20 protein-coding genes and 1 pseudogene are annotated in these 26,898 nt (G+C 69.1%); 10 read left to right on the forward strand and 11 right to left on the reverse strand.

Translation table 11 applies throughout. The annotated features are described in order from the left end of the window. Positions 1-207: 207 nt before the first annotated feature. Both AB0L95_RS03360 and AB0L95_RS03365 read right to left on the reverse strand, forming a co-directional pair. Positions 208-1,596, reverse strand: coding sequence for a pitrilysin family protein (locus AB0L95_RS03360; RefSeq protein ID WP_365156059.1), 1,389 nt, complete (start codon positions 1,594-1,596; stop codon positions 208-210). Continuing rightward, entirely contained in the window at positions 1,593-2,966 is a 1,374-nt protein-coding gene (locus tag AB0L95_RS03365; protein ID WP_365156062.1) for a pitrilysin family protein, read from the reverse strand. The genes AB0L95_RS03360 and AB0L95_RS03365 overlap by 4 nt, the downstream gene beginning before the upstream one ends. 297 nt (positions 2,967-3,263) lie before the next feature. On the opposite strand from AB0L95_RS03365, the gene AB0L95_RS03370 reads away from it, so the two are divergent. Further along, on the forward strand, positions 3,264-5,720 hold the full coding sequence (locus AB0L95_RS03370) for a DNA topoisomerase IV subunit A (RefSeq protein WP_365156065.1): 2,457 nt from the start codon (positions 3,264-3,266) through the stop codon (positions 5,718-5,720). A 1-nt stretch (position 5,721) separates the two neighbouring features. Here the strand turns inward: AB0L95_RS03370 and AB0L95_RS03375 are convergent, their stop codons facing one another. Continuing rightward, entirely contained in the window at positions 5,722-6,903 is a 1,182-nt protein-coding gene (locus tag AB0L95_RS03375) for a GTP-binding protein (protein ID WP_365156068.1), read from the reverse strand. A 387-nt stretch (positions 6,904-7,290) separates the two neighbouring features. Between AB0L95_RS03375 and AB0L95_RS03380 the strand changes: the two genes are divergently transcribed. Then, the gene (locus AB0L95_RS03380) at positions 7,291-9,522 is read left to right on the forward strand and encodes a SpoIIE family protein phosphatase (RefSeq protein WP_365156071.1); all 2,232 of its coding nucleotides are present in this window, start codon (positions 7,291-7,293) and stop codon (positions 9,520-9,522) included. A 61-nt stretch (positions 9,523-9,583) separates the two neighbouring features. Beyond that, positions 9,584-9,760: a hypothetical protein gene (locus AB0L95_RS03385; RefSeq protein ID WP_365156542.1), complete on the forward strand. Its 177-nt coding sequence runs from the start codon at positions 9,584-9,586 to the stop codon at positions 9,758-9,760. A 9-nt stretch (positions 9,761-9,769) separates the two neighbouring features. Here the strand turns inward: AB0L95_RS03385 and AB0L95_RS03390 are convergent. From AB0L95_RS03390 to AB0L95_RS03400, 3 genes and pseudogenes are all read right to left on the reverse strand, one after another. Further along, positions 9,770-10,366: pseudogene (locus tag AB0L95_RS03390) on the reverse strand (condensation domain-containing protein); the annotation flags it as partial. Between the two features lie 210 nt (positions 10,367-10,576). Further along, the gene (locus AB0L95_RS03395) at positions 10,577-11,623 is read right to left on the reverse strand and encodes an SgcJ/EcaC family oxidoreductase (protein WP_365156074.1); all 1,047 of its coding nucleotides are present in this window, start codon (positions 11,621-11,623) and stop codon (positions 10,577-10,579) included. Positions 11,624-11,783: 160 nt separating this feature from the next. After that, positions 11,784-12,584, reverse strand: a complete 801-nt coding sequence (locus tag AB0L95_RS03400; protein WP_365156077.1) for an alpha/beta hydrolase — start codon at positions 12,582-12,584, stop codon at positions 11,784-11,786. Between the two features lie 288 nt (positions 12,585-12,872). Between AB0L95_RS03400 and AB0L95_RS03405 the strand changes: the two genes are divergently transcribed. Then, positions 12,873-13,820, forward strand: a complete 948-nt coding sequence (locus tag AB0L95_RS03405; protein ID WP_365156080.1) for a helix-turn-helix domain-containing protein — start codon at positions 12,873-12,875, stop codon at positions 13,818-13,820. Between the two features lie 9 nt (positions 13,821-13,829). Here the strand turns inward: AB0L95_RS03405 and AB0L95_RS03410 are convergent, their stop codons facing one another. Next, complete coding sequence (locus tag AB0L95_RS03410) at positions 13,830-14,381, reverse strand: TetR/AcrR family transcriptional regulator (RefSeq protein ID WP_365156083.1); 552 nt, start codon at positions 14,379-14,381, stop codon at positions 13,830-13,832. Positions 14,382-14,472: 91 nt separating this feature from the next. On the opposite strand from AB0L95_RS03410, the gene AB0L95_RS03415 reads away from it, so the two are divergent. Next, positions 14,473-15,720 carry an MFS transporter gene (locus AB0L95_RS03415; RefSeq protein ID WP_365156086.1) on the forward strand — a complete coding sequence of 416 codons (1,248 nt, stop codon included), beginning with the start codon at positions 14,473-14,475 and terminating at the stop codon, positions 15,718-15,720. A 485-nt stretch (positions 15,721-16,205) separates the two neighbouring features. Then, the gene (locus AB0L95_RS03420) at positions 16,206-16,841 is read left to right on the forward strand and encodes a response regulator transcription factor (protein ID WP_365156089.1); all 636 of its coding nucleotides are present in this window, start codon (positions 16,206-16,208) and stop codon (positions 16,839-16,841) included. 207 nt (positions 16,842-17,048) lie between these two features. On the opposite strand, the gene AB0L95_RS03425 is transcribed toward AB0L95_RS03420, so the two are convergent. From AB0L95_RS03425 to AB0L95_RS03435, 3 genes are all read right to left on the reverse strand, one after another. Further along, positions 17,049-17,480 carry a hypothetical protein gene (locus AB0L95_RS03425; protein WP_365156092.1) on the reverse strand — a complete coding sequence of 144 codons (432 nt, stop codon included), beginning with the start codon at positions 17,478-17,480 and terminating at the stop codon, positions 17,049-17,051. Between the two features lie 357 nt (positions 17,481-17,837). Beyond that, complete coding sequence (gene rox, locus AB0L95_RS03430; protein WP_365156095.1) at positions 17,838-19,265, reverse strand: rifampin monooxygenase; 1,428 nt, start codon at positions 19,263-19,265, stop codon at positions 17,838-17,840. A gap of 289 nt (positions 19,266-19,554) precedes the next feature. Continuing rightward, positions 19,555-21,141, reverse strand: a complete 1,587-nt coding sequence (locus AB0L95_RS03435) for a helix-turn-helix transcriptional regulator (RefSeq protein ID WP_365156098.1) — start codon at positions 21,139-21,141, stop codon at positions 19,555-19,557. 1,431 nt (positions 21,142-22,572) lie between these two features. On the opposite strand from AB0L95_RS03435, the gene AB0L95_RS03440 reads away from it, so the two are divergent. The 3 genes from AB0L95_RS03440 to AB0L95_RS03450 all read left to right on the forward strand — a co-directional run bounded on the left by AB0L95_RS03440 (position 22,573) and on the right by AB0L95_RS03450 (position 25,322). Then, a complete protein-coding gene (locus AB0L95_RS03440) occupies positions 22,573-23,232 on the forward strand; it encodes an alpha/beta hydrolase (RefSeq protein ID WP_365156101.1) in 660 nt (219 codons plus the stop codon). 217 nt (positions 23,233-23,449) lie between these two features. After that, positions 23,450-24,169, forward strand: coding sequence for a hypothetical protein (locus AB0L95_RS03445; RefSeq protein ID WP_365156104.1), 720 nt, complete (start codon positions 23,450-23,452; stop codon positions 24,167-24,169). A 211-nt stretch (positions 24,170-24,380) separates the two neighbouring features. After that, the gene (locus AB0L95_RS03450) at positions 24,381-25,322 is read left to right on the forward strand and encodes a D-2-hydroxyacid dehydrogenase family protein (protein WP_365156107.1); all 942 of its coding nucleotides are present in this window, start codon (positions 24,381-24,383) and stop codon (positions 25,320-25,322) included. Positions 25,323-25,472: 150 nt separating this feature from the next. Here the strand turns inward: AB0L95_RS03450 and AB0L95_RS03455 are convergent, their stop codons facing one another. Next, positions 25,473-25,892 carry a nuclear transport factor 2 family protein gene (locus tag AB0L95_RS03455; RefSeq protein ID WP_365156110.1) on the reverse strand — a complete coding sequence of 140 codons (420 nt, stop codon included), beginning with the start codon at positions 25,890-25,892 and terminating at the stop codon, positions 25,473-25,475. A gap of 146 nt (positions 25,893-26,038) precedes the next feature. On the opposite strand from AB0L95_RS03455, the gene AB0L95_RS03460 reads away from it, so the two are divergent. Further along, a complete protein-coding gene (locus AB0L95_RS03460) occupies positions 26,039-26,632 on the forward strand; it encodes a TetR/AcrR family transcriptional regulator (RefSeq protein WP_365156113.1) in 594 nt (197 codons plus the stop codon). Positions 26,633-26,898 lie beyond the last annotated feature (266 nt).

Consider the following 26,898-nt stretch of genomic DNA (forward strand, 5'->3'; position numbering starts at 1 on the left):
GCACTGCCTGACGAACAGCCCGACAGACGCTAGAAGGGCCCTCTGTCCCCCGGCAAACCGAGCGTGGGGTTTGTAGCGCATCCCACAGGGCAGAGGGGCAGCCTCTATGGCAATACGGACAAAACCCAAGGAGAAGGGCCCTGATGACGGGGGACGTCACCAGGGCCCCTGCGGAACGTCGCCGTTCCGGACGCCTGCCAGGAGCGTCTACTCGGCCCGTACGACGTGCACTTCGCCGATGCCGAGCGCCTTGACGGGCTCCTCGATCTGCGCGGCGTCACCGACCAGGACGGTCACCAGACGGTCCACCGGGAAGGCGTTCACGACGGCGGCCGTGGCCTCGACCGTGCCGGTGTCGGCGAGCCTCTGATAGAGCGTCGACTGGTAGTCGTCCGGCAGGTGCTGCTCGACCTGGTCGGCGAGCGAGCTCGCGACGGCGGCCGCGGTCTCGAACTTGAGCGGCGCCACACCCACCAGGTTCTGCACGGCGACATCGCGCTCGGCGTCCGTCAGCCCCTCGGCGGCGAGCGTGCGCAGTACCTTCCAGAGGTCGTCGAGCGCCGGGCCGGTGTTCGGCGTGTCGACGGAGCCGCTGATGGCCAGCATCGCGGCGCCGGTGCCGTCGGGCGCGGAGCGCAGGACCTGGCCGAACGACCGCACACCGTAGGTGTAGCCCTTCTCCTCCCGCAGGACGCGGTCCAGGCGCGAGGTCAGGGTGCCGCCGAGGCAGTACGTGCCGAGCACCTGTGCGGGCCACACCCGGTCGTGGCGGTCCGCGCCGACGCGGCCGATGAGCAACTGCGTCTGGACGGCCCCGGGGCGGTCCACGATGATCACGCGGCCGGTGTCGTCGGCGGTCACCGGGGGCACGGGGCGCGGCTTGGCGGCCTCCCCCGTCCAGGCCCCGAGGGTGTCGCCGAGGAGCGCGTCGAGGTCGACGCCAGTGAGGTCGCCGACCACGACGGCGGTGGCCGTGGAGGGCCGCACATGCCGCTCGTAGAACCCGCGGACGGCGGCCGCGTCGATGGTCTCGACCGTCTCCTCGGTGCCCTGACGCGGGCGCGACATCCGCGAGGACGCCGGGAACAGCTCCTTGGAGAGCTCCTTGGCGGCGCGGCGGGCCGGGTTCGCCATCTCGTGCGGGATCTCGTCGAGGCGGTTGTGCACCAGGCGCTCGATCTCGCTCTCGTCGAACGCCGGTGCCCTCAGGGCGTCGGCGAGCAGCCCGAGCGCCTTCGGGAGGCGGGAGACGGGCACTTCGAGGGACAGCCGCACCCCGGGGTGGTCGGCGTGCGAGTCGAGGGTGGCGCCGCAGCGCTCCAGCTCGGCGGCGAACTCCTCGGCGGAGTGCTTGTCGGTGCCCTCCGAGAAGGCGCGCGCCATGATCGTGGCGACGCCGTCGAGGCCGGCCGGCTCGGCGTCCAGGGGTGCGTCGAGGAGCACCTCGACGGCGACGACCTGCTGGCCGGGGCGGTGGCAGCGCAGCACGGTCAGGCCGTTGTCCAGGGCGCCGCGCTCGGGTGCGGGGAACGCCCAGGGCCGGGCCGTGCCGGGCTGGGGCTGCGGGTGGAAGTCCATGGTCGCGAGCTCGGTCACTTCGCCGACTCCTCGTCGTTGCTGGTGCCTTCGGCAGCGGTGGTCTCGGCGGCTTCCGGGGTGTCGGCAGTGACCGGCTCGTACACGAGCACCGCGCGGTTGTCGGGGCGCAGGCGGGCCTTGGCGATCTCCTGCACCTCCTCGGCGGTGACGTCGAGCACCCGCTGCACGGCGGTCAGGGCGAGCTGGGGGTCGCCGAACAGCACCGCGTACCGGCACAGTTCGTCCGCGCGGCCCGCGACCGTGCCGAGCCGGTCCAGCCATTCGCGCTCCAACTGGGCCTGGGCGCGCTCCATTTCCTCGGCCGTGGGGCCCTGCTCGGCGAACCGGGCCAGCTCCTCGTCGATGGCGGACTCGATGACGGGCACCTCGATGTCGCCGGAGGTCTTCACGTCCAGCCAGCCCAGGGAGGGCGCTCCGGCCAGCCGGAGGAGACCGAAGCCGGCGGCGACGGCCGTGCGGTCACGCCGTACGAGCCGGTTGTAGAGCCGGGAGGACTCGCCGCCGCCGAAGATGGTGAGGGCCAGGTCCGCCGCGTCGCACGCACGCGTGCCGTCCTGCGGCAGCCGGTAGGCGGCCATGAGGGCGCGCGCCGGGACCTCGTCCTCGACGACCTCGCGCAGCTGCTCGCCGATGATGTCGGGCAGCGAGCCGTCGCGCGGCGCGGGCTTGCCGTCGTGGGCCGGGATGGACCCGAAGTACTTCTCGACCCAGGCGAGGGTCTGCTGCGGGTCGATGTCCCCGACGATGGAGAGGACGGCGTTGTTGGGCGCGTAGTACGTGCGGAAGAAGGCGCGCGCGTCCTCCAGGGTGGCCGCGTCCAGGTCCGCCATCGAACCGATGGGCGTGTGGTGGTACGGGTGGCCCTCGGGGTAGGCGAGCGCGGTCAGCTTCTCGAAGGCGGTGCCGTACGGAACGTTGTCGTAGCGCTGGCGGCGCTCGTTCTTCACGACGTCCCGCTGGTTCTCCATGGACTCGTCGTCGAGGGCGGCGAGCAGGGAGCCCATGCGGTCGGCCTCCAGCCAGAGGGCGAGCTCCAACTGGTGGGTCGGCATGGTCTCGAAGTAGTTCGTGCGCTCGAAGCTCGTCGTGCCGTTCAGCGAGCCGCCCGCGCCTTGCACCAGCTCGAAGTGGCCGTTGCCTTTCACCTGTCCCGAGCCCTGGAACATCAGGTGCTCGAAAAGGTGGGCGAGGCCGGTGCGGCCCTCGACCTCGTGACGCGAGCCGACGTCGTACCAGAGGCACACCGCCGCGACCGGGGTCAGGTGGTCCTCGGAGAGCACCACGCGCAAACCGTTGGCCAGGCGGTGCTCGGTCGCTGTCAGGCCCCCGGAGCCTGCCTCGGCTGTGGCCGTGTGACCCATGGGCATGTACGTCCCTTCGATCGCGGAGCTGTCGCGGAATCCCGCAGTTTCCTACCAGTCCTGTCACTGTATGCAAGCGTGCGGACCAGTGGCGAAGTTCCCGGGCTGCGTACGCCCAGAGCGAGACTGTGATTACGGGGGGTGGAGGACACCGTACGGTGTTGACAACCCCAGGACGCGCCCGTTCCCGGGCCGAGGGCTCCGTAGTACGGGTCCTGGTCCGCGTTGTCGGTGCGGCGGTCCACAATGGTCGGCGTCAGATTCCGTTCATGCCCAGCGCAGACTGTGAAGGAGCCGGCAGCAATGGCCCGCCGCAGCACGAAGACCCCGCCGCCCGACGACGACTACGAGGAGAAGATCCTCGACATCGACGTCGTCGACGAGATGCAGGGCTCCTTCCTCGAGTACGCCTACTCGGTCATCTACTCCAGGGCCCTGCCGGATGCCCGCGACGGCCTCAAGCCGGTGCACCGGCGCATCGTCTACCAGATGAACGAGATGGGCCTGCGCCCCGAGCGCGGCTATGTGAAGTGCGCCCGTGTCGTGGGCGAGGTCATGGGCAAGCTGCACCCGCACGGCGACGCGTCCATCTACGACGCCCTGGTGCGCATGGCCCAGCCCTTCTCGATGCGTGTCCCGCTCGTCGACGGCCACGGCAACTTCGGTTCGCTCGGCAACGACGACCCGCCGGCCGCCATGCGGTACACCGAGTGCCGTATGACCGAGGCGACGAGCCTGATGACCGAGTCGATCGACGAGGACACGGTCGACTTCGCGCCCAACTACGACGGCCAGGAGCAGGAGCCGGTGGCCCTGCCCGCCGCCTTCCCGAACCTGCTGGTGAACGGCGCCTCGGGTATCGCGGTCGGCATGGCGACGAACATGCCGCCGCACAACCTGGGTGAGGTCATCGCGGCCGCCCGCCATCTGATCCGCTATCCGAACGCGGATCTGGACGCCCTGATGAAGCACGTCCCGGGTCCGGACCTGCCGACCGGCGGACGGATCGTCGGCCTCTCGGGCATCCGGGACGCCTACGAGTCGGGCCGCGGCACCTTCAGGATCCGCGCCACGGTCTCGGTGGAGGACGTGACCGCGCGCCGCAAGGGCCTGGTCGTCACCGAGCTGCCGTTTACGGTCGGCCCGGAGAAGGTGATCGGCAAGATCAAGGACCTGGTCGGCTCGAAGAGGCTCCAGGGCATCGCGGACGTCAAGGACCTCACCGACCGCCAGCACGGTCTGCGCCTGGTCATCGAGATCAAGAACGGCTTCGTGCCGGAGGCGGTCCTGGAGCAGCTCTACAAGCTGACGCCCATGGAAGAGTCCTTCGGCATCAACAACGTGGCCCTGGTCGACGGCCAGCCGCTGACCCTGGGCCTCAAGGAGCTGCTGGAGGTCTACCTCGACCACCGCTTCGACGTCGTCCGCCGCCGCTCGGAGTTCCGCCGCGGAAAGCGGCGCGACCGCCTCCACCTGGTGGAGGGCCTGCTCACCGCGTTGGTGGACATCGACGAGGTCATCCGTCTGATCCGCTCCAGCGAGAACTCCGCGCAGGCCAAGGAGCGCCTGATGGAGCGCTTCTCGCTGAGCGAGGTCCAGACGCAGTACATCCTCGACACCCCGCTGCGCCGTCTGACCAAGTACGACCGCATCGAGCTGGAGGCGGAGAAGGACCGGCTCAACGCCGAGATCGCGGAGCTGACCCGGATCCTGGAGTCGGACGCGGAGCTGCGCAAGCTGGTCTCCGCCGAACTGGCCGCGGTGGCCAAGAAGTTCGGCACGGAGCGGCGCACGGTGCTCCTGGAGTCCTCCGGCGCCCCGGCCCCGACGGTCTCACTGCAGGTCGAGGATGCCCCGTGCCGGGTGCTGATGTCGTCGACGGGCCTGCTGGCGCGGACGGCGAACGGCGATCCGTTCGAGGAGGACACCGAGGGCAAACGCGCCAAGCACGACGTGATCGTCTCGGCGGTCCCGGCGACGGCACGCGGCGAGGTGGGCGCGGTGACGTCCGCCGGGCGGCTGCTGCGGGTGAGCGTGATCGACCTGCCGCAGCTGCCGGAGACGGCGGCACGGCCGACCCTCTCCGGCGGCGCGCCGGTGTCGGAGTTCGTCTCCCTGGAGGCGGGCGAGACGGTGGTCTGCCTGACGACGCTGGACGAGTCCTCCCCGGGCCTCGCGCTCGGTACGGAACAGGGCGTCGTCAAGCGTGTCGTCCCGGACTACCCCGCGAACAGGGAAGAGCTGGAGGTCATCACCCTCAAGGAGGGCGACCGGATCGTCGGCGCGATCGAACTGCGCACCGGCGAGGAGGACCTGGTCTTCATCACGGACGACGCGCAGCTGCTGCGCTACCCGGCGTCCCAGGTGCGGCCGCAGGGCCGCCCGGCGGGAGGCATGGCCGGCGTCAAGCTCACCGACGGCGCGAAGGTGATCTCCTTCACGGCGGTGGACCCGGCGGTCGATGCGGTGGTCTTCACCGTCGCCGGCTCGCGCGGCACGCTCGACGACTCGGTGCAGACGACCGCCAAGCTGACCCCGTTCGACCAGTTCCCGCGCAAGGGCCGGGCCACGGGCGGTGTCCGCTGCCAGCGGTTCCTCAAGGGCGAGGACTGTCTGTCACTGGCCTGGGCGGGCGCTGCGCCGGCCCGGGCCGCGCAGAAGAACGGCACGCCGGCCGAGCTGCCCGAGATGGACCCGCGGCGTGACGGCTCGGGTGTGTCACTGGCCAAGACGGTCGCGGTGGTGGCCGGACCGATGTAGGTCAGTCCTGCGGGTCGCCGGGGTCACCGAGGTGCTCGGCGACCCCGGTCTCCGTGTCCTGGACGTATCGGACGTAGCGAAGAACGCCCCACATGCTGTGCTCGTCGGCCTGGGAGGCGTCGTCCGTGCACGCCTGGAGCTCCTTGTGCAGGGCGGTGGTATCGATGCCGGACCCGATCAGGACGAGCTGGGTGAGCCGCTCGTCGCCGGCGCGCCACGGCTCCGGGTAGAAACGCAGAAACCTGCCGACGGCGTGCACGGCGTACCGGTTGCGCGGGTCCGCGGCGCCGAAGTCGACATATCCCTTGATCCGGTAGAGCCCCTCCGGCCGGGTGTCCAGGAAGTCCAGCAGGCGCCTGGGGCTCATGGGCACGGCCGAGCGGAAGGAGAGGCTGTCGTAGGCCGCGTGCAGGTGGGTGTGGTGGTGCGCGTCGTACGAGTGGTGCGGGTCGGAGTGCCCGTGGCCCGAGCAGCCGTCCTCGACATCCTGGCCGTCCGCGTGGTCGTGCTGCCGGTGGAGGTCGTCGAAGGACAGCTGCCCGATCCGCTCCTCGGCCGGTCGGCAGTCGAAGAGCAACTCGGGATCGATACGGCCGTAGGCGGCCGGTACGACGGCGGCCCCCTCGGCGAGCGCCTGCACGAGCCGGAGGACCCGCTCGCCCTCGCCGGCCCGGCCGTTCTCGCCGACCCGGTCGGTCTTGTTGACGACCACGAGGTCGGCGAGGGCGAGGTGTCGGTCGAGCTCGGGATGCTTCTCCCGGGTGGCGTCGAACTCCACCGCGTCGACGACCTCCACAAGTCCTCCGTAGACGACCTGCGGCTGCTCGCTGGCGAGCACCATGCGGACGAGTTCCTGTGGCTCGGCGAGTCCGCTGGCCTCGATGACGATGACGTCGATACCGGCGGGCGGCTGGGCGAGCCGGTCGAGATAGCCGTCGAGTTCGCTCACGTCGACGGCGCAGCACAGGCATCCGTTGCCGAGGGAGACCGTGGAGTCCCCGAGCGCCCCGGCGACCGCCATCGCATCGATCCCGATGGCCCCGAAGTCGTTGACGATCGCGCCGATGCGGCTGCCTCCGCTGTGGTGGAGGAGATGGTTGAGCAGGGTGGTCTTGCCCGACCCCAGGAATCCGGCGAGTACGACGACCGGAATCTGCTGCGGACCCGACGACGGCTGACTCAACGTGCGCCCTTTCTCCCACCGACGTCCCACCGACGTCTGGGCGACGCCCCCGCGACGCCCCGGCACGGAATGCCGCGCCCCAGGATACGGAGGGGGCGACCCCCGCGACGCGCTGCGCGGCTCGTGGCGGCCGGGCGATGGCGAGGCCGCGACCCGTGCCGCCCTCGCTGCGGGTGCGGGCGTCGTCCAGAAGCGTGAAGCGGTCGAAGACCCTCTCACGGTCGGGCTCGGGCAGCGCTCGGCACGGCGGATCGCGGCTGCGCTCATGGCCCTCCGGAGTGACCATGGGGAGTGGATCGCACATCCGGCCCGCGAGACAGGGGCGACCGACCGTGCGGCTGCGGTGACCGCCCCGCCGCACGCTTTGGTCATCTCAGGAAGTGAATCATGAGTCGCCACGCGACAAGCAGCCCCGGCCCGCTCCGCGGCGCCGCTGAGGGGGACGCGACAGCGCTCGATGCGCTGCTGGCAACCGCAGCGTGCGAAGCGGTGGAGCGGATGGACTCCGAAGCGAGCATCGTCTACCTCTTCTGCCCGTCGGAGAGGCAACTGGGCGCGGCAATGATCTGCGGCACCCCTCCCTCGATCTTCATGGTGCCGGAGCGGATGGCACTGGACTCCCCGTACACGTCCGCACGGGCCTGGCAGGCCGAGAGTGTGGTGGTCCTCGGGGAGCCGCGGGAATGTCCGCACGGAGCGGAGTACACGGGGCTCGGGCCGTTCCCCTACACCGTGGCCTCCACGCCCTTGATCTTCGCCGGTCGCCGGCTCGGGGTGCTGACCGTCCTCCGGATGCCGTCGCGGGTGGGTGCCTTGGGCGACGACCAGCGCGAGCGGCTCCGTGAGTCCGGCGACCGGCTGGCGCGCGAGCTGGCCTCGCTGGCGGAGCACGGGGTGTCACTCGCGCTTCGGTCTGCGCCGCTGCTGGTGCCCGCGATGCTCGGATCACGTTCCTCGTACGCGGCGCCCCGTGCGCATGGCTGGGGCCTTCCCGGTGTCCCCGGCTCCGCGCCTTTGACCTGCATGTACCACTTGAGCAAGCTCAGCGACGCGCTCAATCAGGCGCTGGACACAGATGATGTCACCCAGGCCGCCCGGATGCGCATGATGGAGCCTTTCGGCGCCCAGGTCCTCGTCCTGAGCGTGGTTCGTGACGGCCGGCTGTGGGTGGTGGGCCACTCCGGCAAGTCCTCCGCGATCGTGAAACATCTGCACGGCTCGCGCGCTGACGGCGCCACACCGGAAGCCGACACCGTTCTGGGCCGCGACCCGAGGTTCTTCCGAGACCGCGCCGGCCTGCTGGCCGCCTACCCCGACGCGCTCGACACCGGTCAGAACGCGTGGGCGTTCCTCCCGCTGAGGGCAAGCGGGCGGACGACGGGTGTCTGCTCCCTGGGCTTCGGCAAGGAACACTCCTTCGAGCCCGAGGAGCAGGCGGTGCTGATGTTCATGGCGGACGTGGTTGCGCCGGCGCTGCAACGAACCCGTCTGAGCGAGAGCGAGCACATGCTCGCCGTGAGCCTTCAGAAGACACTGCTGCCGCGCATCCTCACGGACCTGCCGCAGGTGGTCACCACCGCCCGCTACCTGCCCGCCCCGGCGACCGCGGGGGTGGGAGGGGACTGGTACGACGTGATCACCTTGCCCCAGGACAGGATGGGGCTGATCGTCGGGGACGTCCAGGGCCATGGCATCGAGAGTTCGGCGGCCATGGGCCAGTTGCGCAGCACGGTGCTTGCCTACGCCACCGAGGGCCATGGGCCGGCGGCGGTGATGAACAGGGCCGGCAAGTGTCTCGCCGCAATCGGCACCGAGTTGACGGCGACATGTTGCTTCGCCTGTCTGGACACCGCTGACGGTTTGCTCGAAGTGGCCCTGGCCGGCCATCCGGCGCCCCTGTTGCGCGAACCCGGCGCAGGTGTCCAGGCACTGGACGCGCCGTCGAACGTACCGCTCGGCGTCCAGTCCGACACTCCCTACCAGGCTTTCGACATCACCCTCGCGCCCGGCTCGCTCCTGCTCCTCTACACCGACGGCCTCGCCGGCCGACAGACCGCGGACGTGGTGGACATCGCCCGGTGCATGCTCTCCGCCGGCATCCGGGAAACCGGCGACAATCTGGAGCGGCTCGCCGACCGGCTCACCGACGCTGCCCCCGAACCTCCTGAGCGCCGTGACGATGTCGTCCTGCTGCTCGCCCGCTACGAAGGCGCGCTGCCGGGTACCCATGGCCGGGTCAACCGGATGATGATCCAGAGGCACGATCTGCGGGGTGTCCGCACAGCGCGCAGATTCGTCCGTGACAGCATGCGGGAGTGGGGCCGGGACGCGATGGCGGACGATCTGGAACTCATCGTCTCCGAAGTGGTGACCAACGCCCTGATCCACGCCGACAGCGAGGTCGACCTGCGGCTGCGCGAGTACCCGGACCACGTTCGTCTGGAGGTCAGGGACTCCGCCTCGACGCCCCCGATACCCTCCTCGATCTCCGTCCTCGAAGAGGAGAACGCGCAGGCCGAACATGGACGCGGCCTCGTCATCGTCGACGGCCTCGCCCGCATATGGGGCACTTCACCCAGTGGCCGTGGCAAGACGGTCTGGTTGGAGCTGGCCACCTGAGCCGCAGCACCGAACACGTCAACCGCCCGGTCCAGGCTGCGGACTGACGTCCTGGTGCACCATGCCTCAGCTCATCCGGTCGGCCCCCGTCCAGCCGGAGATCGCCCTCCACGCGTGGCCCGGCACCGTCGGCTGCGACATCTACGCGTTGACGGCCTCGACGAGCCCGTCGGCCAGCACCCTCACCACGGACTCGCCCGTCCGCGCGGTCGCCGCCCGGATGACCGCCCGCAGCTAATTCGACACGCCCGCTTTCGTAGCGCTGCTCCGGCGGTCGCGGTCGGTCCGTGGAAAGGTCCAGCACGGGAGGTGCGCCGTCCAGGGCGCGCTGCCAGTACTCCTCCTGCTCCGCGAGCACACCGCCGAGGACGGCCTCACGCTGGGCCTGCGCGTGGTCGGCGTACTGGATCTCCAGCGGCGGCGACGGATTCTCGACGCCCTTGTGCAACGCGTCGTACAGAACGCCGAGTTCGCGCCGGGCAACCGAGCTGGGAACCAGAGTCGTTGCTGGGCGAAGGAGGCCGGCCGGACCCGTGCCGCCGGATCGGTGCCGTCGGCGGCGGATCCCCCGTGAGGTGCGGAGCCAAAGAGGCGGGAGCGGCGCGGCGGACGTTCTGCGCCAGCGGTACCTGACCTTTCCTGTCGGTGTGCAACGGGATGTGGGCACGGGGTCCCGGCCGCACAGGGGCGGACGCGCGCCGGGGTTCGGGAGGTGTTCGTGGGGGGTGAGGCCGTCGTCGCCATGGCTGCGCGAGGCGTTGGGCTGGGCGGGGCAAGACGCGCGACCGCTCCGGCAAGGTGACGTGCGGGCGGATGCACCTGCGGACGAGGTGCGGCGCGGCACCCGCCAGCGGCAGCCGCGAGAAGAGCCGCCGGCTCAGCGCGGCCCACGGGAACTCCCGTACGCCCGAGGTCTCCCCGTCGACGAAGAACAGCCCGTCACCCGGTTCACGGGCGACGGGCTCGGGATACCTCGACCAGGACCGACGGCAAGCACGGCGCGAAGAGGAACGGCGGGCGGCCTGCGCGTCCGTGCGCAGGCCGCCCGAGCCGGTCAGCTGAAGAACGGGTCGTCCACGACATGGACCCAGCCGCCGTCCGGCTGGCGTCGGAGGATCTCGGTGGTGGTGGAGACCACCGGCTCCGGTCCGACACCGGTGAGGGTGGCGTTGTTCGACACCAGGGCGACATCGCCGACGTGCCGGATCTCGCGCAGTTCGAGCGTGAGGCGCGCACCGCTGTCGATCATCTGCTGCAGGGCCTCGCGGATGGCGTCCGTGCCCACCAGATGGGTTCCGGGGGTGGGGACGAAGTGGGCGTTCGGCTCGTAGAGCGACACCAGGCCCTCGATGTCAGCGGCCTCCAGGTACTCCATGAACAGGGTCGCCACCTGCTGGGGTGTCTCCGCGCGGCGCCGGGCGGTGGCGCCGACCGGCTTGTCGCCCCAGCCGGCCGCGGCGAGCAGGTCGTACCAGGCGGGATGGGCGCCGTAGGGCAGATGACGGCGCAGCAGCTCGCCCGGGAAGGTCAGCGGGGGCGCCTTCTGGGGCTTGGCCTCGGCCTGGGTGAGGATGGCGTCGCTGAGCGCGTAACCCAGGTCCAGACGCGGGAGCAGGGCGTGCACATCGTCGGCGAGGCCGGGCGGAAGGCTCTCGCGCCGGGCTCCGAGGATGTCGGTGCCGATGCCCGCCTGGGCCAGCACCACCTCGCTGCCCTTCCGCACGGCGATGCCGTCCGAGGTGTGCAGGGCGATGGCGTCCCAGGCGATGGCGATACGCCGTTCGTCGACACCTCGCTCGCGGAGGAACACCGCTGCGGTGTCGGCGCCGTCGACCTCGAAGCGCTGGTCGCCGTTGCCCTCCTCGCTCAGTCCGATGTCATGCAGAACGCAGCTGACGAACAGCAGCTCGTCGTCGTAGTCGGCGCCTGCGCGCAGGCTCTGGTTCCGGGCATGGGCGCGGGCGAAGACGTAACTGCGGACGCTGTGATGGAAGACGAAGGCGGGTGTGGCCCGTGCCGCATAGGCGTATGCGTCCCGGGTGAGGCTCGTGTCGGGGAGGTCGAGTTGCTCGAAGACGGCCAGTGGTGCGCCGGTGGTCATGATGTGTCTCTTTCGACGGATGCCCCGGTCCGGGGCGATCGGTGCGGTGGCCGGGCGGCGCCCTCGTACGTGCCGGGCACCGGGGGTTGCGGCCGCACGGCACGGGGAGCGACAACCGATCGCCCCACGGGGGATGTGGGGCCGGATTGCCGTGCGGGGGCTACAGCTGGGCGACGAACGCGGCGATGTGCGCGGCCACCTGGTCGGGCACCTCGATGGGCGAGAGGTGGCCGGTGTCCTTCAGGACGGTCAGTGAGGCGGTCGGGATCAGCGGCAGCAGGTGGTCGGCGAGCACGGCCGGCGGGTCGACCTTGTCGTGGCTGCCCGCGAGAACCAGCACCGGCACCTCGATGGCTCCGAGGCCGTCCGACACATCCTGGATCAGGCCGTGGCGCGGCCATGTGAGACGGGTCTGGTCACCGCCGCGCAGACTGTCCTCGACCACCTGCCGGCGCAGCTCGGGCGTCAGCCCGCCGTGGGTCAGCATCAGGTCGATGCTCTGCAGAACCGCCTCTTCGTTGTCGTAGGCGTGGGAAACCGTCTCCTGCACCTGTTCGGTCACCCCGATCGGCGCGGGCGGCGCGGGCGCCACGAGGACGACTCCGGCCAGGCCCTCGGGCTGTTGTGCGGCCACCATCTGAGCCACCTTGCCGCCCATGGAGTGCCCGACGAGCACATAGCGGGAGCGTCCGAGCGCGTCGATGACACGCTGTGCGTCGTCCGCGAGCTGCTCCAGGTCGTAGGGCCCCGGCACGCTCGTTGACTCGCCCCATCCGCGCTGGTCGTAGGCCACGAAGGCCTGCCCGGGGTCCAGACGCTGCAACACCGGGATCCAGGTGCGGCGTGAGCCTCCCCAGTAGTGCAGGAAGACCAGCGCCGGGCCGTCGCCCTCGCGGACGTGGGCGTACACCTGGCCGCCCCGCACGTCGAAGAAGCGGCCCACCACATTCTGCGAAGTCATCGTCGGTTCCTCGTCCACGGCCGGGGTCTCGGACAGCTCCACCGGTGTGTGGAGCTGGTTGCCCCGCCCTCGCCATTCGATCCTTCTCCGGAACCTCCCCGTCGGGCCGCGGCTCATCTGCCAGCATGCGCATCTTTCGGGCCACGCCGGTGCGAACGAGCCATCACTCTCCCGCCGCACGAACTGCGGGTTGAGCAGGGGCTCTGCTGGGACGACCCGGGGATCCGAGGGACAGGGCGGCCCGCCGGACCTCCTTGCGAAATATGCACCGGCCGTAACATTGCGGCCATGAACAAGCACCGCGTCACAGTGCTGGCGCTGGACGGCGTGCTGCCCATGGATCTCGGTATTCCCACGCAGATCTTCAACGCCCGTCCGAACACCCCCTACGAGCTCACCGTGTGCGGCGACACCGAGGAGGCCGTGACCACCAGCGCCGGTTTCACTCTCGGACTGACCGCGGGGCTCGAAGCGCTCGCCGAAGCGGACACGATCATCGTCCCGGGCTTCGAGGACTTCCGGCGCCCTCCGCACCCACGGGTGAGGGCCGCTCTCAAGCTCGCCGACCGCGCCGGGATCCGCATCGCCTCCATCTGCACCGGCGCCTTCGCCCTCGCCGCGGCCGGACTGCTCGACGGCCGCACCGTCACCACCCATTGGGCCAGTGCCGATGACCTTGAAGAGCTCTACCCCGGGCTGCGCGTCGACCGCAACGTCCTCTACATCGACAACGACACCATCCTGACCTCCGCGGGCGTCACGGCCGGCATCGATCTGTGTCTGCACCTGGTCCGCAAAGACCTCGGCGCGGCCGTCGCGAACGACATCGCCAGGGACATCGTCGCCGCCCCGCACCGTGACGGTGGACAGGCGCAATACATCGCGAGGAGTCTCCCCGCCCCCCAGGCCACCACGCTCGCCGACACCCGCGAGTGGGCCCTGCGCCGCCTCGAAGAAGAACTCTCCATCCCCCGGCTCTCCCACCATGCCGGCGTCTCCGCACGCACCCTGACCCGCCTATGGCGCCAGGAAACCGGCGTCAGCCCCCACCAATGGCTCGTGAACGCCCGCGTCAACCGTGCGCGAGAACTCCTGGAGACCACCGACCTCCAGGTGGAACAGATCGCCACCCGGTGCGGCCTCGGCAGCGGCGCCAATATGCGCGCCCGCTTCCGTGACGCCGTCGGCATCACGCCCACGGCGTATCGCCGCGCCTTCCAGCACCAGACTGTCTGACGGCCGGGGTCAGTCGAGGCGGTCGCAGAGTTCGTCGACGTAGGCGCGCGGGTCCACGTCGGGCAGCGTCCAGGGCAGGAAGATCGCCCGGTAGATGATGGGGGCCACCAGGTGGTCGATGACATCGTCACCGGTGAAGGTGCTGCCCGGCCGGGCCGCGAAACCGGCCGCTTCCGCCCGCCGGTCGCGCAGGCAGTCCGACTCGCTCTCACCGGCCGCCGCGGCCCCGCCGCGCAGCAGAGCCGCGTTCACCGGCACGCTGTAGTGGCTGACCATCTCCTGACCCCAGGCCGCCAGATCGGCGCGCAGGTCCCCCGTGTCCGGAAGACCGCGGTCCGGGTCGAGCCGGTAGGTCGCCAGGTCATTGATCATGGTCCGCGCGTCACCCCAGCGCCGGTAGATGCTGGAGTGATTCACCCCCGCGCGCTCCGCGACCATCGGAATGGTGATCGCGTCACTGCCGCGTTCGGCGATCAGCTCCTCGACGGCCTTCCGGATGGACGCCAGCACTACGGCGCTACGGCCGCCGGTGCGCCGCCGCGGGGAGGATTCATCAGCCATGCCCCTACTGTAACGCACAACGGTTGGCATTAAGACGTCGTCGGGCCTATAGTGCCACTAACGCACACGCCTTTGCCTTAGGAGGCTCTAGGTGTCCCTCACTCAATCAAGGCCCGACCGCAGCTCCAGCCGCACCACCCCCGAACCCACCCGCGCCCGCAGACTGCTCCCCTCCCGCACGGCATTCGCCGGGTCGGCCGCCGTCTTCGCCGCGCTCTACCTCGCCGCGGGCGCACCCACGCCCCTCCTGGTCGTCTTCGAGCAGCAATGGCACTTCCCCGCCTGGGTACTGACCGTTGCCTTCGCCTCCTACGCCCTCGGCCTGCTCGCGGCCCTTCTCGTCACCGGCTCCCTGTCCGACCACATCGGACGGCGCCCCGTCCTCGTCACTTCGCTCCTCGTGGAGCTCGGGGCGATGCTGATGTTCGTCTTCGCCCCCGACATCGGCTGGGTCATCGCGGCCCGTACCCTCCAGGGCATCGCCACCGGAGCAGCGACCAGCGCCTTCTCCGCCTCCGTCGTGGAACACGCCCCCGAACACCACAAGAAGCTGGGCACCATCATCACCAGCATCGCCCCGGCGGGCGGGCTCGGACTGGGAGCGCTGCTCACCGGCACGGCCATCCAGTTCACCAGCCATGCCACCGTGATCGTGTTCACCGCCCTCGCGGCCGTCATGGTCGTCGGCACGGCCGTCGCCGCCTTCTCCGCGGAGACCGCCACCAAGCGTCCCGGAGCAGCACGCACCCTCGTCCCCCGCGTCTCCCTCCCCCACGCCGCTCGCCGAGAGTTCATGGCGAGCATCCCCGTCCACATGGCCGCATGGATGCTGGCCGGTCTGTTCATGGGGCTCGTCCCCACCATCATCCGAGACCTCCTGGACCTGCACAGCGGCCTCCTCAACGGCGCCACGGCGTTCGTCGAGCCGGCAGCGGCAGCCGTGGCCGGTCTCTTCCTCGGCCGCCTGACAGCGCGCCACACCATCCTCGTCGGCACGGCGGGTGTGCTGCTGGGAACCGCGGTGATCGAGGCCGGTGTCGCCACCGGCATGCTCTCGCTGCTCTGGGTGGGAGGCATCATCGGCGGCATAGGCTTCGGCGCGTCCTTCTCCGGCGCCATCCGGGGCGTCGCCCCGCTCGTCCAACCCCATGAGAGGGCAGGGCTCTTCGCCTCCGTCTACCTGGTCGCCTATCTGAGCTTCGGAGTGCCGGCAATCATCGCGGGACTCCTGATCGCTCCGATCGGCCTCCGGACCACCGTCCTCGGATACGGCGTCGTCATCCTCGCCACGGCCGCCCTCGGACTGCTCGCCCAGTACCGCACCCACACACGCCGCTAGGGTCCCGGCAGGGGCACCAGGCCGGCAGCTGCGGCCAGGAGGATGTGAAACATGTCCGCAGCCGCTCGCCAAGTGCCCACAAACTTACGAGTGATGGCAGAGGAGCGCATAGACGATCAAGGGTTGTCCGGACAGCGATCGGGTACGGTTGCGGCACCGCGAGACAGCCCGGGCCTCCCCCGGTCCCGCCCCCGTACCAAGGCGAACACCACAGCCGAGCAGTCCTGACCGCCATGACATGTGCAATCGGATGCACATGTCGGTAGGTTCAAGACACATGCGCAGGGAAATCGGGCTTGTCACAGCGCAAGTGACTTCTCGCACCGGGCCCTGTGACAGTTCATATCTGCAACGTTGCGTCGTCCCACGAGCTGCGCCGGACGGCGGGGAGAAGCACTTTGGAGAACAGCCTCCAAACAATGCGCCGGAAAGTCTCCGACACGGAGAGCACCACCAGTCATTCGCAGGAGGAGTCGTCGGCACACATGTCCATGGCCGCAACTCCTGACGACGGCCGTGTCGTACTGTCGGTGACAGCGGACGATCAGCTCACCCGTGAGGGCGCCGTGGCGGCCTTGTCGCACTCCGCCCAAGTGCACGTCGCGCAAACGGAGTCCACCTGTGAAGTCGATGTCTGCGTCGTGCTCGCGACCGAGGTCACGGACGAGGTGCTCGGGCACATCGCGAGGGAGTCGGAGCGCTGCACGGACGCGCCTGTCGTGCTGGTCGCGAACAGCATCAGCGAACCCGGCCTGCTGAAGGCCGTGGGCCTCGGGGTGGTGGCGTTCCTGTCGCGGGGCGAAGCCACCTTTGACGACATCGTCGAGGTCGCGAAGGCCGCGCAGGACGGACACGCCGCGGTGCCACCCCCGCTGCTGGGGCCGATCATCCGTCACTTCAGGCAGCTGGAGGACCGGAGCGATCCCGACCTCGGCCTGAGCGTCAGGGATCTGACGGTCCTGAACCTCCTGGCCGAAGGGCTCGACACGGCCCAGATAGCCCTGCGCCTGAGGTACTCGGAAAGGACGATCAAGAACATCATCCATGGTGTCGTCAGCACCCTGGGTGTCGCGAACCGGACCCAAGCGGTGGCACATGCCATCCGTGCCGGCATCTTGTAGTCGTACGCGTCCGCCGAAGCGGATGTCGACAGACCGAGGCCCGCAGAGACCACGGGGGAAGGCCCCTGCGGGCTATCACGATCATAGCCAAGGATCACAACCAGCAGAGCCCTCAGAGTCCTCGGAAGGACACTGTGCCCCAATGAGCAACATCAGCGTGAACACATCAGCGCCGCACGGCACATGGTGCGCCCATGGGTGAACGTGTCAGGAACCGGCCTTCGGTTCCTGAGCCTCCTGAACCGCGTACTTGACCGACTGGCCGTCACGGGACCTCCGTGCGATCCCCTTGGCGACCAGCGATTCCAAGGTGTTCCTCACCACCACCTTGCCCGGAGGGGCGATGGGCGAGGACTGAAGCGCGACGTGGACGTCACGGACGGAGACGGGTTCGGTGGCTTGGCGCAGGAATTCGAGTACGACATCCCTGACCAGCGGGCCGTGCCGCCTTCCGCCGAGCCTACGACGCCCCTCGGTACGCTCCCCGAGGCCGCTCTCGCCCTCCGGCGCGGAGGCCTGCTCGGGCAGGGGAGACTGCGGCGCCTGCGTCGGACCGGACTCGGTGGCCGGAGACACCGGCCCGGACTCACCGAAGACGTTCTCCCACAGTTTGCTCAGCAGGGCCCGATCGACAGTCAACTCCTCGAGCCTGGCTTGGACCTCGACAATCTCGGCGTCCACTCGCTCCAGGTCTGCACGGACCCGCGTCGCGTATGCGTCGGTCAAACCAACTCGGTCGTTTGCCTCTACGGACATCGCCATCCTCCCTTTTGGGCAGTGTATCGGATGTGTGGTGTACCAATACATCCGGAAAAGCACAGATTTGTGACAGTGAGTCAGTGGCAGCGTCACGTTTCAGGGTCGTCGGTTCGTCGATCGAGGCGTCATGGCGCGGATCACGGCACGCACCAGTCACTACGTCCCGATCAGTCGTGCGGCACGGTCTGGTGTGCCATGCCCTCATCGATCGGCAGGAGAAACATGTGCCACACGTCCTCAGTCGACGGGCGCACCGAACCAGGTGGGAAGCCGGCTGAGCAGCTCCTGCTGTTCCTCACCGACCCACGCGACGTGGCCGTCCGGCCGCAACAGCACCGCGGGCGCGTCCAGCTCCTCGCTGACGTCGACGACATGGTCGACCCGATCCGCCCAGCCCCGCACCGAGAGCCGGCCGGTCTGGTCGAGCAGCAGTCCGCGACCACCGTGCATCAGCTCGTAGAGACGACCTTGCTTCAGCTTCACGTCCCGCATCCGCCGACCGAGCAGTTCATGGTCCTCGCCGAAGTCGTAGCGGACCCCGACCGCCGTGATCATCTCGGTCACGTACCGGTTCACCTCCTCGAAGTCCATCAGGTGCGAGAGCAGCTCCCGCAGCGCGACCGCACCCGGGTCGGTCCCCAGCAGCGTGATCTGCGCGCGGGTGTTGTCCAGCACGCGGGCGCCCACCGGGTGGCGTTCGGTGTGGTAGCTGTCCAGCAGGCCTTCCGGAGCCCAGCCGCCGACCGCGGCGGCCAGCTTCCAGCCGAGGTTGAACGCGTCCTGCACGCCGAGGTTGAGCCCCTGCCCGCCGGTCGGCGGGTGGATGTGGGCCGCGTCGCCGGCCAGCAGCACCCGGCCGACCCGGTAGCGCTCGGCCTGCCGGGTGGCGTCGCCGAACCGGGACAGCCAGCGGGGCGAGTGAATCCCGAAGTCGGTGCCCGCGAAGGTCCGCAGCTGCTTCCTGAACTCCTCCAGGGTCGGCGCGGTCGCGCGGTCCTCGGCCACGCCGTCGGCGGGCACGACGATGCGGTACATGCCGTCATCGAGGGGAACGGCGCCGAACCGCAGCTGGGTCTTGCGGACCTCCTCGACGACGGCGGCGACCGTCGCCGGATCCTCGGTCACCCCCATATCGCCGAGCAGCGTCTCGACCGTGGCGGGTTCGCCGGGAAAACCGACGCCGAGCCGCTTGCGCACAAAGCTGCGGCCGCCGTCGCAGCCGACGAGATAGCGCGAGCGCAGATGCGTACCGTCCGCCGTCTCGACGGTCACCCCGTCCTCGTCCTGGCTCAGCCCCACCACTTCACAGCCGCGCCGGATCTCGGCCCCGAGTTCACGGGCACGCTCGTCGAGAAGCTGCTCGGTGACCGACTGCGGGACGGTGAGGCCGTACGGGTGTGCCGTGTCCAGCCGGTCCGGCCACGGCTTGTGGATACCGCCGAAGAAACCGCCGACCCGGAACTTCTCGCTGACCGCGAGGAACCGGTCCAGCAGGCCACGCTGATCCATCATCTCGACGCTGCGTGTGTGCAGGCCGCGTCCGCGGGACTCCTCGGCCGGCCCGGTCCGCTTCTCCAGCACGACCACGTGCACATCGTGCAGCCGCAGCTCGCCGGCCAGCATCAGGCCGGTCGGTCCGCCGCCGACCACGATCACATCAATCATCACAACACCCGTTCGACGAGAGAGGGTTTCGGCCGGCCGCTCCCGGGCAATCCAGCGGCACGCGTACTCCGGCGAATCCGTGAATTCCGCAGGTACTGGCTTCGGCCGGAGATTGTGCAGCACGAACGGGGCCTTGCCGCAAGGCCCCCGGTGCGCTATATGTTGAGAGTGGCAAGGAGTGGATGAACTCCTTGCCTTGTCTTTTGCCGTCGCACCGGCCACCTCACATCCCCGGACCATCAGTCCCGGGGTGCTCCGATCGCCTCGGAGGTCATGTCGTGGGGAGTTCTCACGGCGAATGATCACGCAGTGCGTTCGCCAGCTGCACCCGAGAATGAATGCTGAGTTTGTTGAAGATCGACCGCATATGGGTGCCGACGGTGTTGGGCGGGACACCCATTTCCACGGCGACGGCACGGTTGGTGAGTCCGGCGCCGATCAGCCTGGCGACTGTCGTCTCCGTCCGGGTCAGGGCAGCCCAGCCGGAGGCCGCACGGGTCGATCGAGCCGACCATTCAGCTCGGCGTACACCGACGCTGCTCAGCAGCCGACGGCTGTCCTCCGCCGCCACGGTGTGGCCGATCTCGTCGTAGATCTTCGATGCCCGCTCCAGCTGTGTGACAGCTTCCGATCGCAGCCCCGTGTCCAACAGGGACCGTCCCAGATCAGAAGCGGCAAAGGCCCGTAGCACCGGGCGTGGGCTCTTGACCAGGACGCTGTCCGCGGTACGCAGCAGATCGATGTCGTCGGCCGCCAGACCGCGCACGTGGTACGCGACTCCTTCGAAGCTGGCAACGCCCGGATTTCTGAGCGAGCCCTCCGCCGCGATGCGCGCCGCCTCGGTGAGGACGGTGCGGTCCCCCGCGGCGCGTCCGATATGGGCGACCATGACCATCAGTCCCGGTTGCCACGGCCAGTACGCTCCCCGGTCGAGTGCCTCCGCGAGACGGGGACGGAGGATCGCCAGTGCGTCGTCGAGGTCCCCCGCAGAGGCCAGGAGCACTGCATCGACCACCTCTGTGGCCTGTGCCCACACAGGATCGTTGTGCTTGTTCAGCCGCGCCCGCGCCGCCAACTCGGCGCGGGCCTCACCGATATCGCCCGCTGATTGGGCCAGCAGCGAGAGGATCAGATGCGCGGCGAGCCCATAGTCGGCATCACCGTATTGCTCGGTCATCCTGACGACCGCGCGCGCCCCGGCTCTGGCGTCCTGCCTGCGTCCGAGACCGAAGTCCTGCCACATTTGGGCGTAGGCGACGGAGGGGAGTGTGCAGGTCCCTGTCCGCGCTGCTGCCGATATCTCTTCCTGGGCCTCGGGGAACCGATCGAGAAGCTGGAGGGAGAGCACCTCGGCGGACGGATGGGCGTCACCGGCCATCGCTTTCAGACGGCGTGTCCGACGGAGCGCCTCGGCATGCGATCCGCGTTTCATCGCGAGTTCCGCGAGTGCGTATTCCGCGGTCTCCGCTGACACGCGATCCCGTGCCTTGCGGGCCAGTTCCAGGGCCTCCTGAGCGCGTGCCAGAACGGTGTCGCCACCCTCGTACCCCGTTGCCACCAGGGCCCAGTTCGCCATGAGGCGGGCGCGCGAGCCCTCGGAGATGTCATCGGCGAGCCGCGCCTTCACCCGTTCGACGAGGTCGGCGGTTCTGCCCGCCTGTCGCAGGGCCTGCGACGCTTCGATTTCTATGGCCGCCATCGACTCGGGCGAGGTCGCGGGTGCCAGCATGGCGTCGGCCACGGTGATGACAGCCGATCCCCGCTGCGCCGCGGCGAGCACCCGCAGCGCGCGTGATCCCTGGCTGTGCCGGGTACGGCTGTCGGGCCTGAGGAGCTCGAATGCAGCAAGTGCCAGTTCGGCGGCGGTGTCAGGCATCGAGTGCCGCGCCTCCTCCGCGGCCTGCATCAGCAACTCGGCTGCGTCCTCGTCGCCGTTCGAGGCGGCGACGAGGATGTGCGCCGCGACCGACAGAGGGCCGGCGCCCTCCGCGAGCAGGAAGTCGGCACACCTCTGGTGCAGACCACGCCGAATGCCGGAGGAGAGTTCTTCCTAGACGGACTCGCGCACAAGGTCGTGGCGGAAGGTGAGCGCGTGTCCCTCGTACTCCAACAACCCGATGCCGAGCAGTGTCTCGATCGCTGCCGACAGGGGGCTTCGGAGGTGTGCAGAAGTCTGGTGAGCTCACCGAAGGTGGCGGGCCTGCCCAGGGTCGCGATGAGGCGGACCAGCAGGAGTTCCACACCGGTCAGCGGAGCCAGCCGACGGCGCAGGGCACGGATGAATTCCGGCGGAATATGAGGATAGGTTTCGCCCCGCTCACGCGCATGAGCCACCGCTTTCAGCATCTGGACGGCGTAGAAGGGGTTTCCGCCCACCCGTCCGAGCACGCCCAGGGTGAAGGCGTCGGGTTCCTCACCGAGCATGTCTCTGCCGAGCTCGACCAGGGCGCTCTGGGACAGCGGGCCGAGGTTGAGCACACGGACCGGCGAATGGCCGTCGTGCAGGCTCTCCGCTACGTCATGAGCGGAGTCACGTGTGGTGTAGATCCAGACGACCGGGCTCCCGGACAGCCGCTCGGGCAGCGCGTACGCGGCCATGCGGCTGAGATGGTCAACCCAATGCAGATCGCCGATATAACGCGGCGAGGACCGCCGACTTCCCGATGCCGGCCTCCCCGCCGATGACGACTACTCGGCCTTGGCCGGTTCGTCTGGTGCGGCGCAGCTCGGCGAGGGCCTCCGAGATGGCGGCCGACCAACCGCGGAGAACCGGAGCGGGTGCCACGTCGTTCAAACTCCGTTACCGACAACATTCCGGATCGTCCTACCTTGCGCGCATGGAAACCGGCTCGAACGTGTCAACGTCCGTGCTGAGGAACGCAGCTGCGGGACCAGCCCGGTCACCCTGACTCCGCTGAGGTGTCGCTACGTCGTGCGGCCTTTGTGAAGTGATTGCCTCCAAGTGTGCGGTCTCCAGACTATAGCCGAGCGCTCCCGGACGGCCGGGACAGTTCACCAACGGAGTGTGTCGCGAGTGTCTGTCAGGTTGGTTTTTGGTGTGTTCGGCGATCGGCCGTCTCACCTGTTCATGTGATGCAGCGGCATCGCATGAACATGGTCAACTGGAACCTGTCACCCGGAGCGCTCTTTCGACTGCACGGGCCGCACACGGGTCCGACGCGACCGACGGACACACGTCCTTGGACGACGCCCGGACCACGGCTGAACGTGACTGCGGTTGTTCCGTCCCGAGAGGATCGGCCTGTGCCTCCATGGAGTTGCCCGGTCATGGGAAGAGGGCGATGAGATGTCTGTGCATGTGATCGTGTTGCCAGGGGGCGGCTATGTGCAGCACGCCCCGCACGAGGCCGAGCCGGTCGTCATCTGGCTCAACGGGCTGGGTTGGGCGGCGAGCGTCTTCCGGTATCCGCTCAATGTGCGGCATCCCGCGCCGCTCACGGCACTTCAGGCCGAGATCAGATGCCTGCGGGCCGAGGGCGCCGACACCATCGGGTTGGTGGGGTTCTCGGCCGGCGGGCACCTCGCGGGCCTGGCGGCCCTCGCTCCGAACGCCGACGAGCGGACATCGGTCCAGTTCGCCGTGCTCGGCTATGCGATCACCTCGATGGAGACCGAGACATACCGGCCCTCGCAAGTCGTGCTCCTGGGTGAGGACGCGTCGCCGGAGCTGCGTCGTGCGACCTCCCTCGACGCACTGGTCACTCCGTCGGCTCCTCCGTTCTTTCTCTGGCACACGGCGGAGGATCCCTACGTGTGGCCTGAGCACACCTACCGCCTCGCTGTGGCCCTGGCCGCCGACAACGTGCCCCACACGGTGCATGTGTTTCCCCATGGACCCCACAGCCTGGGCCTTGCCCATGATGCCGGCGAGGCATCGACCTGGACTCGCTTCGCCGCCTCCTGGATCGCCGAACAGGTCGGTGCCGCCACGCAGGGCAGAACTTGATCGTCACGGTGTGTTCACGCGGCGGCCCGATGAACCGTACGACGGCCGCGACAGCGGTTGAGCTATGCCAGATAATCGAAGCTGCAAGCCCATGACCTTCACGTACTGGTCTTCAACAGCGCCGACGCCGCTTTCTTCCGCCGCCCGCACAGAGGGACCGCCCGGCGGCCTCGACGGTCGGCAGCCGACTCATCCACGTGAAAAGGAGACCACCCCTATGACCGAGCTACTCGATCTCGTCCTCGATGCCCACGGAGGTCTTCCTCGCTGGCGCGAGACGAAGACCATCCGCGCACAGGGCTCCGTGGGCGGACTGCTGTGGAGCATGCGCGGTCAGGAAGGCATCCTCGCCGACACGGACATCACCGTGGACGTCCAGCAGCAACGTGCGGTCTGCAACAACTTCACCGGCGCCGGACTCCGAGGCGTCTTCACCCCCGACCGAGTAGCCGTCGAAACCCCCGACGGAGAAGTCCTCGCCGAACGCACCGCACCCCGCGACGCCTTCGCCGGCCACGGCCCGGACACCCCGTGGGACCGGCTGCACGCCCTGTACTTCAGCAGCTACGCACTCTGGAACTACCTGACGGCCCCCTATCTGCTCACCCGTCCCGGCGTACAGGTCCAGGAACGTGAGCCGTGGAACGAAGCCGGCGAGGAATGGCGCCGACTGCACGCCCGCTTTCCCCAGGACATGGCCACCCACAGCAAGGAACAGGTCTTCTACTACGACGCCTCCGGCCTGCTGCGCCGCCATGACTACGCCGCCGAAGTCCTCGGTGGCGTGCCGGCCGCTCACTATTCGGAGCAGCACACCACCGCCTCGGGCCTCGTCTTCCCCACCCACCGGTATGTCGTCCCCGTACAGGAGGACGGCCACGCCCTGCCCGAGCCGATCCTCGTCAGCATCGACTTCACCGACATCACCGTCGGCTGAACCGTCCGCGGCGGGGCCTCCCGTCGACGGCGGATACGCACGGACAGCCGGCCGTGTGTACGTCAGCCCTGGGTGGCTCTGGGCAAGAGCGAGGTCTCCGTGCCCAGCGGCGCGTACACGCTCACCCGTCCCGACAACGTGGTGGCCGACCTCGACCGCGAGCTCCCCACGGCATCCCGGTAGGTGCCGATGACGAAAGCTGAAGCCAACGATGAAGATCGCGATTCTCGACGACTACCAGAATGTTGCCCTGGGTCTGGCGGACTGGGATTCACTGGGCGCTCAAGTGGACGTCTTCGACAAGGCGTTCGGGGACGAGGCGGCGACCGTGGCGGCTCTGGCCGACTACGAGGTGGTCGTGGCCATGCGTGAGCGCACACCCTTTCCGGCGTCGACACTGCGTCAACTGCCGCAACTGCGGCTGCTCGTCACCACCGGCCCCGTCAACGCGGCGATCGATGTCGACGCCGCCCGGCAGCTGGGGATCACCGTGTGCGGCACAGGGTACTTCTCCTATCCGACGGTGGAACTCACATGGGGACTGATTCTCTCCGCCACGCGCCTGATTCCTCAGCAGGTCGCGTCCGTCCGCAACGGCGGCTGGCAGGTGGGGCTGGGCACGAGTCTGAACGGTGCCACTCTGGGCGTTCTCGGCCTGGGACGGCTGGGTTCCCGTGTGGCGGAGATCGGCCGGGCCTTCGGCATGGAGACGATCGCCTGGAGCCAGAACCTCAAACCGGAAGAGGCCCAGGCGAAGGGCGCAGCGTACGTCTCGCGTGACGAGTTGTTCGCCCGCTCGGATGTGCTGAGCATTCACGTCGTGCTCAGCGAGCGCACGCGCGGGCTGGTCGGTGAGCGTGAACTGCGCCTGATGAAGCCCACAGCGATCCTGGTCAACACATCACGAGGGCCGGTGATCGACGAGACCGCACTCTTGGACGCGCTCCATGAGAAGAGGATCGCGGGGGCGGCACTGGACGTCTTCGACCACGAGCCGCTGCCCGCCGACCACCCTCTGCGCTCTGTGCACAACGCGGTGGTGACCCCGCACATCGGCTATGTGAGCCGGGATCTGTACGAGATCTTCTACCGGGACGCGGTCGAGGACATCGCAGCGTGGGCAGCGGGCTCTCCGCGACGCACCGTGACCTGACGGCGGTGCATCGCAAGGCGGAGCGTCGCCCGCGTACTGGATGTACGCGGGTGATGCGACAACGCGGCGAGGTGCCGTGCCTGAGGGCACCTCCCAGCCGCCAGGTCGGGGGAGTCGCGAGCCGGTGAATCTTTCCGGTCGCAGCACTAGCTAGCGACCGGCGAGTTCGGTCCGCGGGGTGAACATGGGGTTGCCCGCGGCGGTGTCGCTCGCGGGTACCTCGTCCTGGAGGACGTCCCAGTGCTCCACCACCAGGCCGTCCTGGAAGCGGAAGATGTCGATGCCGACGAGGGGCGTCTCGGCCGCGCCGCTGTAGCGGCCGTGCACCATGACCAGGTCGCCTTCGGCGATGATCGCGCCCGGCTCATAGCGGGTGGCATCGGGCAGGCCGGCTATGAACCCGCGCAGTCCGGACTTGGCCGGCGGGATGAACGGGTTGTGCTGAACGTAGTCCGGGTGCAGGTACCGGTCCAGCGCGGTGAAGTCCTTGGAGCTGAACGCGGTCGTCAGGAACTCGAGGATGACGGCCTTGTTCCGTTCGGTCTGGGCCTGGGGCTGGTTCTCCTGCATGGGGTCCTCCGCAAGAATTTGTTGACCAATTGGACCACTATCGAAACATGATGTGGTCCAGTCGGTCAACAAATCGGTACGATGGCGTCTCGGCGACACATGCACGCGACAGCGTCCGGACGACACGGGGAGGAGCGACGATCCAGATGGGCAGGAAGCGAGAGTTCGACGAGGGGCACATGCTGGCGGTCATCCGGGACCAGTTCTGGTCCCGGGGCTACGACGGCACCTCGACGTATGACCTCATGGAGGCCACCGGCCTGGGCAAGGGCAGCATCTACAAGGCCTACGGGAACAAGCACGAGCTGTTCCTGCGCACCTTCCGCGACTACTGCGAGGGGCTCGCCGCCGGAGCCCGGCAGGCGCTGTCGGCGGAGAGCGGGTTCTCACCGGTGAAGCGCGTCGAGGACTACCTCCTCGGTGTCATCGACGGCACATTCCTGCAGTCCCCGCGACGGGGGTGCTACCTCACCAAGGTCACTGTCGACCTGGCGGCGATCGACGAAGAGGTGGCCAAGATCGCCAAGAGTGCCTACGAGGAGATCGCCGGCGCCCTCGAAGCGGCCGTACGGGAAGGCCAGGCCGTCGGCGAGGTCGATCCGGGCAAGGACGCGAAGGCCCTGGGCTGCCTCATGCTGGCGACGATCCGAGGCATCGACTGCCTGGCCCGCAGCGGCATGGCCGACAGCCTCCTCCGGGACACGGCGTACGCGGCGCTCTCCGCGCTGCGTACCGCGTAGACGAACCTTCTTGCACCCGGCCCACAAGGCCGGGCACGGTCACCCGGCTCCGGGGCGAGGCGCGGCGGCGGGTGTCCCCAGTTTGCTGTCCGGGCGCACCCGCTCACAGGGACGGGGGACGAGAACACTGCCGGGGATGCGGACGCGGCGGAGGCAAGGAGTCTCTTGAACGGCTCCGTGTCGCTTCATGGTTACTCCCGATCGATGCGTGGTTCCCCAGGCGCGGTGGCTCCGGTCTGTCGAACCAGAAGAACCAGCAACAAGGA

This window comes from Streptomyces sp. NPDC052036 (assembly GCF_040680495.1).
In the GTDB taxonomy this organism is placed as follows: Bacteria; Actinomycetota; Actinomycetes; order Streptomycetales; family Streptomycetaceae; genus Streptomyces.

Excerpts from the sequence above, each read along its gene's own strand:
- AB0L95_RS03365 (WP_365156062.1), bottom strand. The coding sequence starts at position 2,966 with ATGCCCATGGGTCACACGGCCACAGCCGAGGCAGGCTCCGGGGGCCTG.
- AB0L95_RS03370 (WP_365156065.1), top strand. The coding sequence starts at position 3,264 with ATGGCCCGCCGCAGCACGAAGACCCCGCCGCCCGACGACGACTACGAG.
- AB0L95_RS03380 (WP_365156071.1), top strand. The coding sequence starts at position 7,291 with ATGAGTCGCCACGCGACAAGCAGCCCCGGCCCGCTCCGCGGCGCCGCT.
- AB0L95_RS03385 (WP_365156542.1), top strand. The coding sequence starts at position 9,584 with ATGCCTCAGCTCATCCGGTCGGCCCCCGTCCAGCCGGAGATCGCCCTC.
- AB0L95_RS03395 (WP_365156074.1), bottom strand. The coding sequence starts at position 11,623 with ATGACCACCGGCGCACCACTGGCCGTCTTCGAGCAACTCGACCTCCCC.
- AB0L95_RS03400 (WP_365156077.1), bottom strand. The coding sequence starts at position 12,584 with ATGACTTCGCAGAATGTGGTGGGCCGCTTCTTCGACGTGCGGGGCGGC.
- AB0L95_RS03405 (WP_365156080.1), top strand. The coding sequence starts at position 12,873 with ATGAACAAGCACCGCGTCACAGTGCTGGCGCTGGACGGCGTGCTGCCC.
- AB0L95_RS03410 (WP_365156083.1), bottom strand. The coding sequence starts at position 14,381 with ATGGCTGATGAATCCTCCCCGCGGCGGCGCACCGGCGGCCGTAGCGCC.
- AB0L95_RS03420 (WP_365156089.1), top strand. The coding sequence starts at position 16,206 with ATGTCCATGGCCGCAACTCCTGACGACGGCCGTGTCGTACTGTCGGTG.
- rox (WP_365156095.1), bottom strand. The coding sequence starts at position 19,265 with ATGATTGATGTGATCGTGGTCGGCGGCGGACCGACCGGCCTGATGCTG.
- AB0L95_RS03435 (WP_365156098.1), bottom strand. The coding sequence starts at position 21,141 with ATGCCTGACACCGCCGCCGAACTGGCACTTGCTGCATTCGAGCTCCTC.
- AB0L95_RS03440 (WP_365156101.1), top strand. The coding sequence starts at position 22,573 with ATGTCTGTGCATGTGATCGTGTTGCCAGGGGGCGGCTATGTGCAGCAC.
- AB0L95_RS03445 (WP_365156104.1), top strand. The coding sequence starts at position 23,450 with ATGACCGAGCTACTCGATCTCGTCCTCGATGCCCACGGAGGTCTTCCT.
- AB0L95_RS03450 (WP_365156107.1), top strand. The coding sequence starts at position 24,381 with ATGAAGATCGCGATTCTCGACGACTACCAGAATGTTGCCCTGGGTCTG.
- AB0L95_RS03455 (WP_365156110.1), bottom strand. The coding sequence starts at position 25,892 with ATGCAGGAGAACCAGCCCCAGGCCCAGACCGAACGGAACAAGGCCGTC.
- AB0L95_RS03460 (WP_365156113.1), top strand. The coding sequence starts at position 26,039 with ATGGGCAGGAAGCGAGAGTTCGACGAGGGGCACATGCTGGCGGTCATC.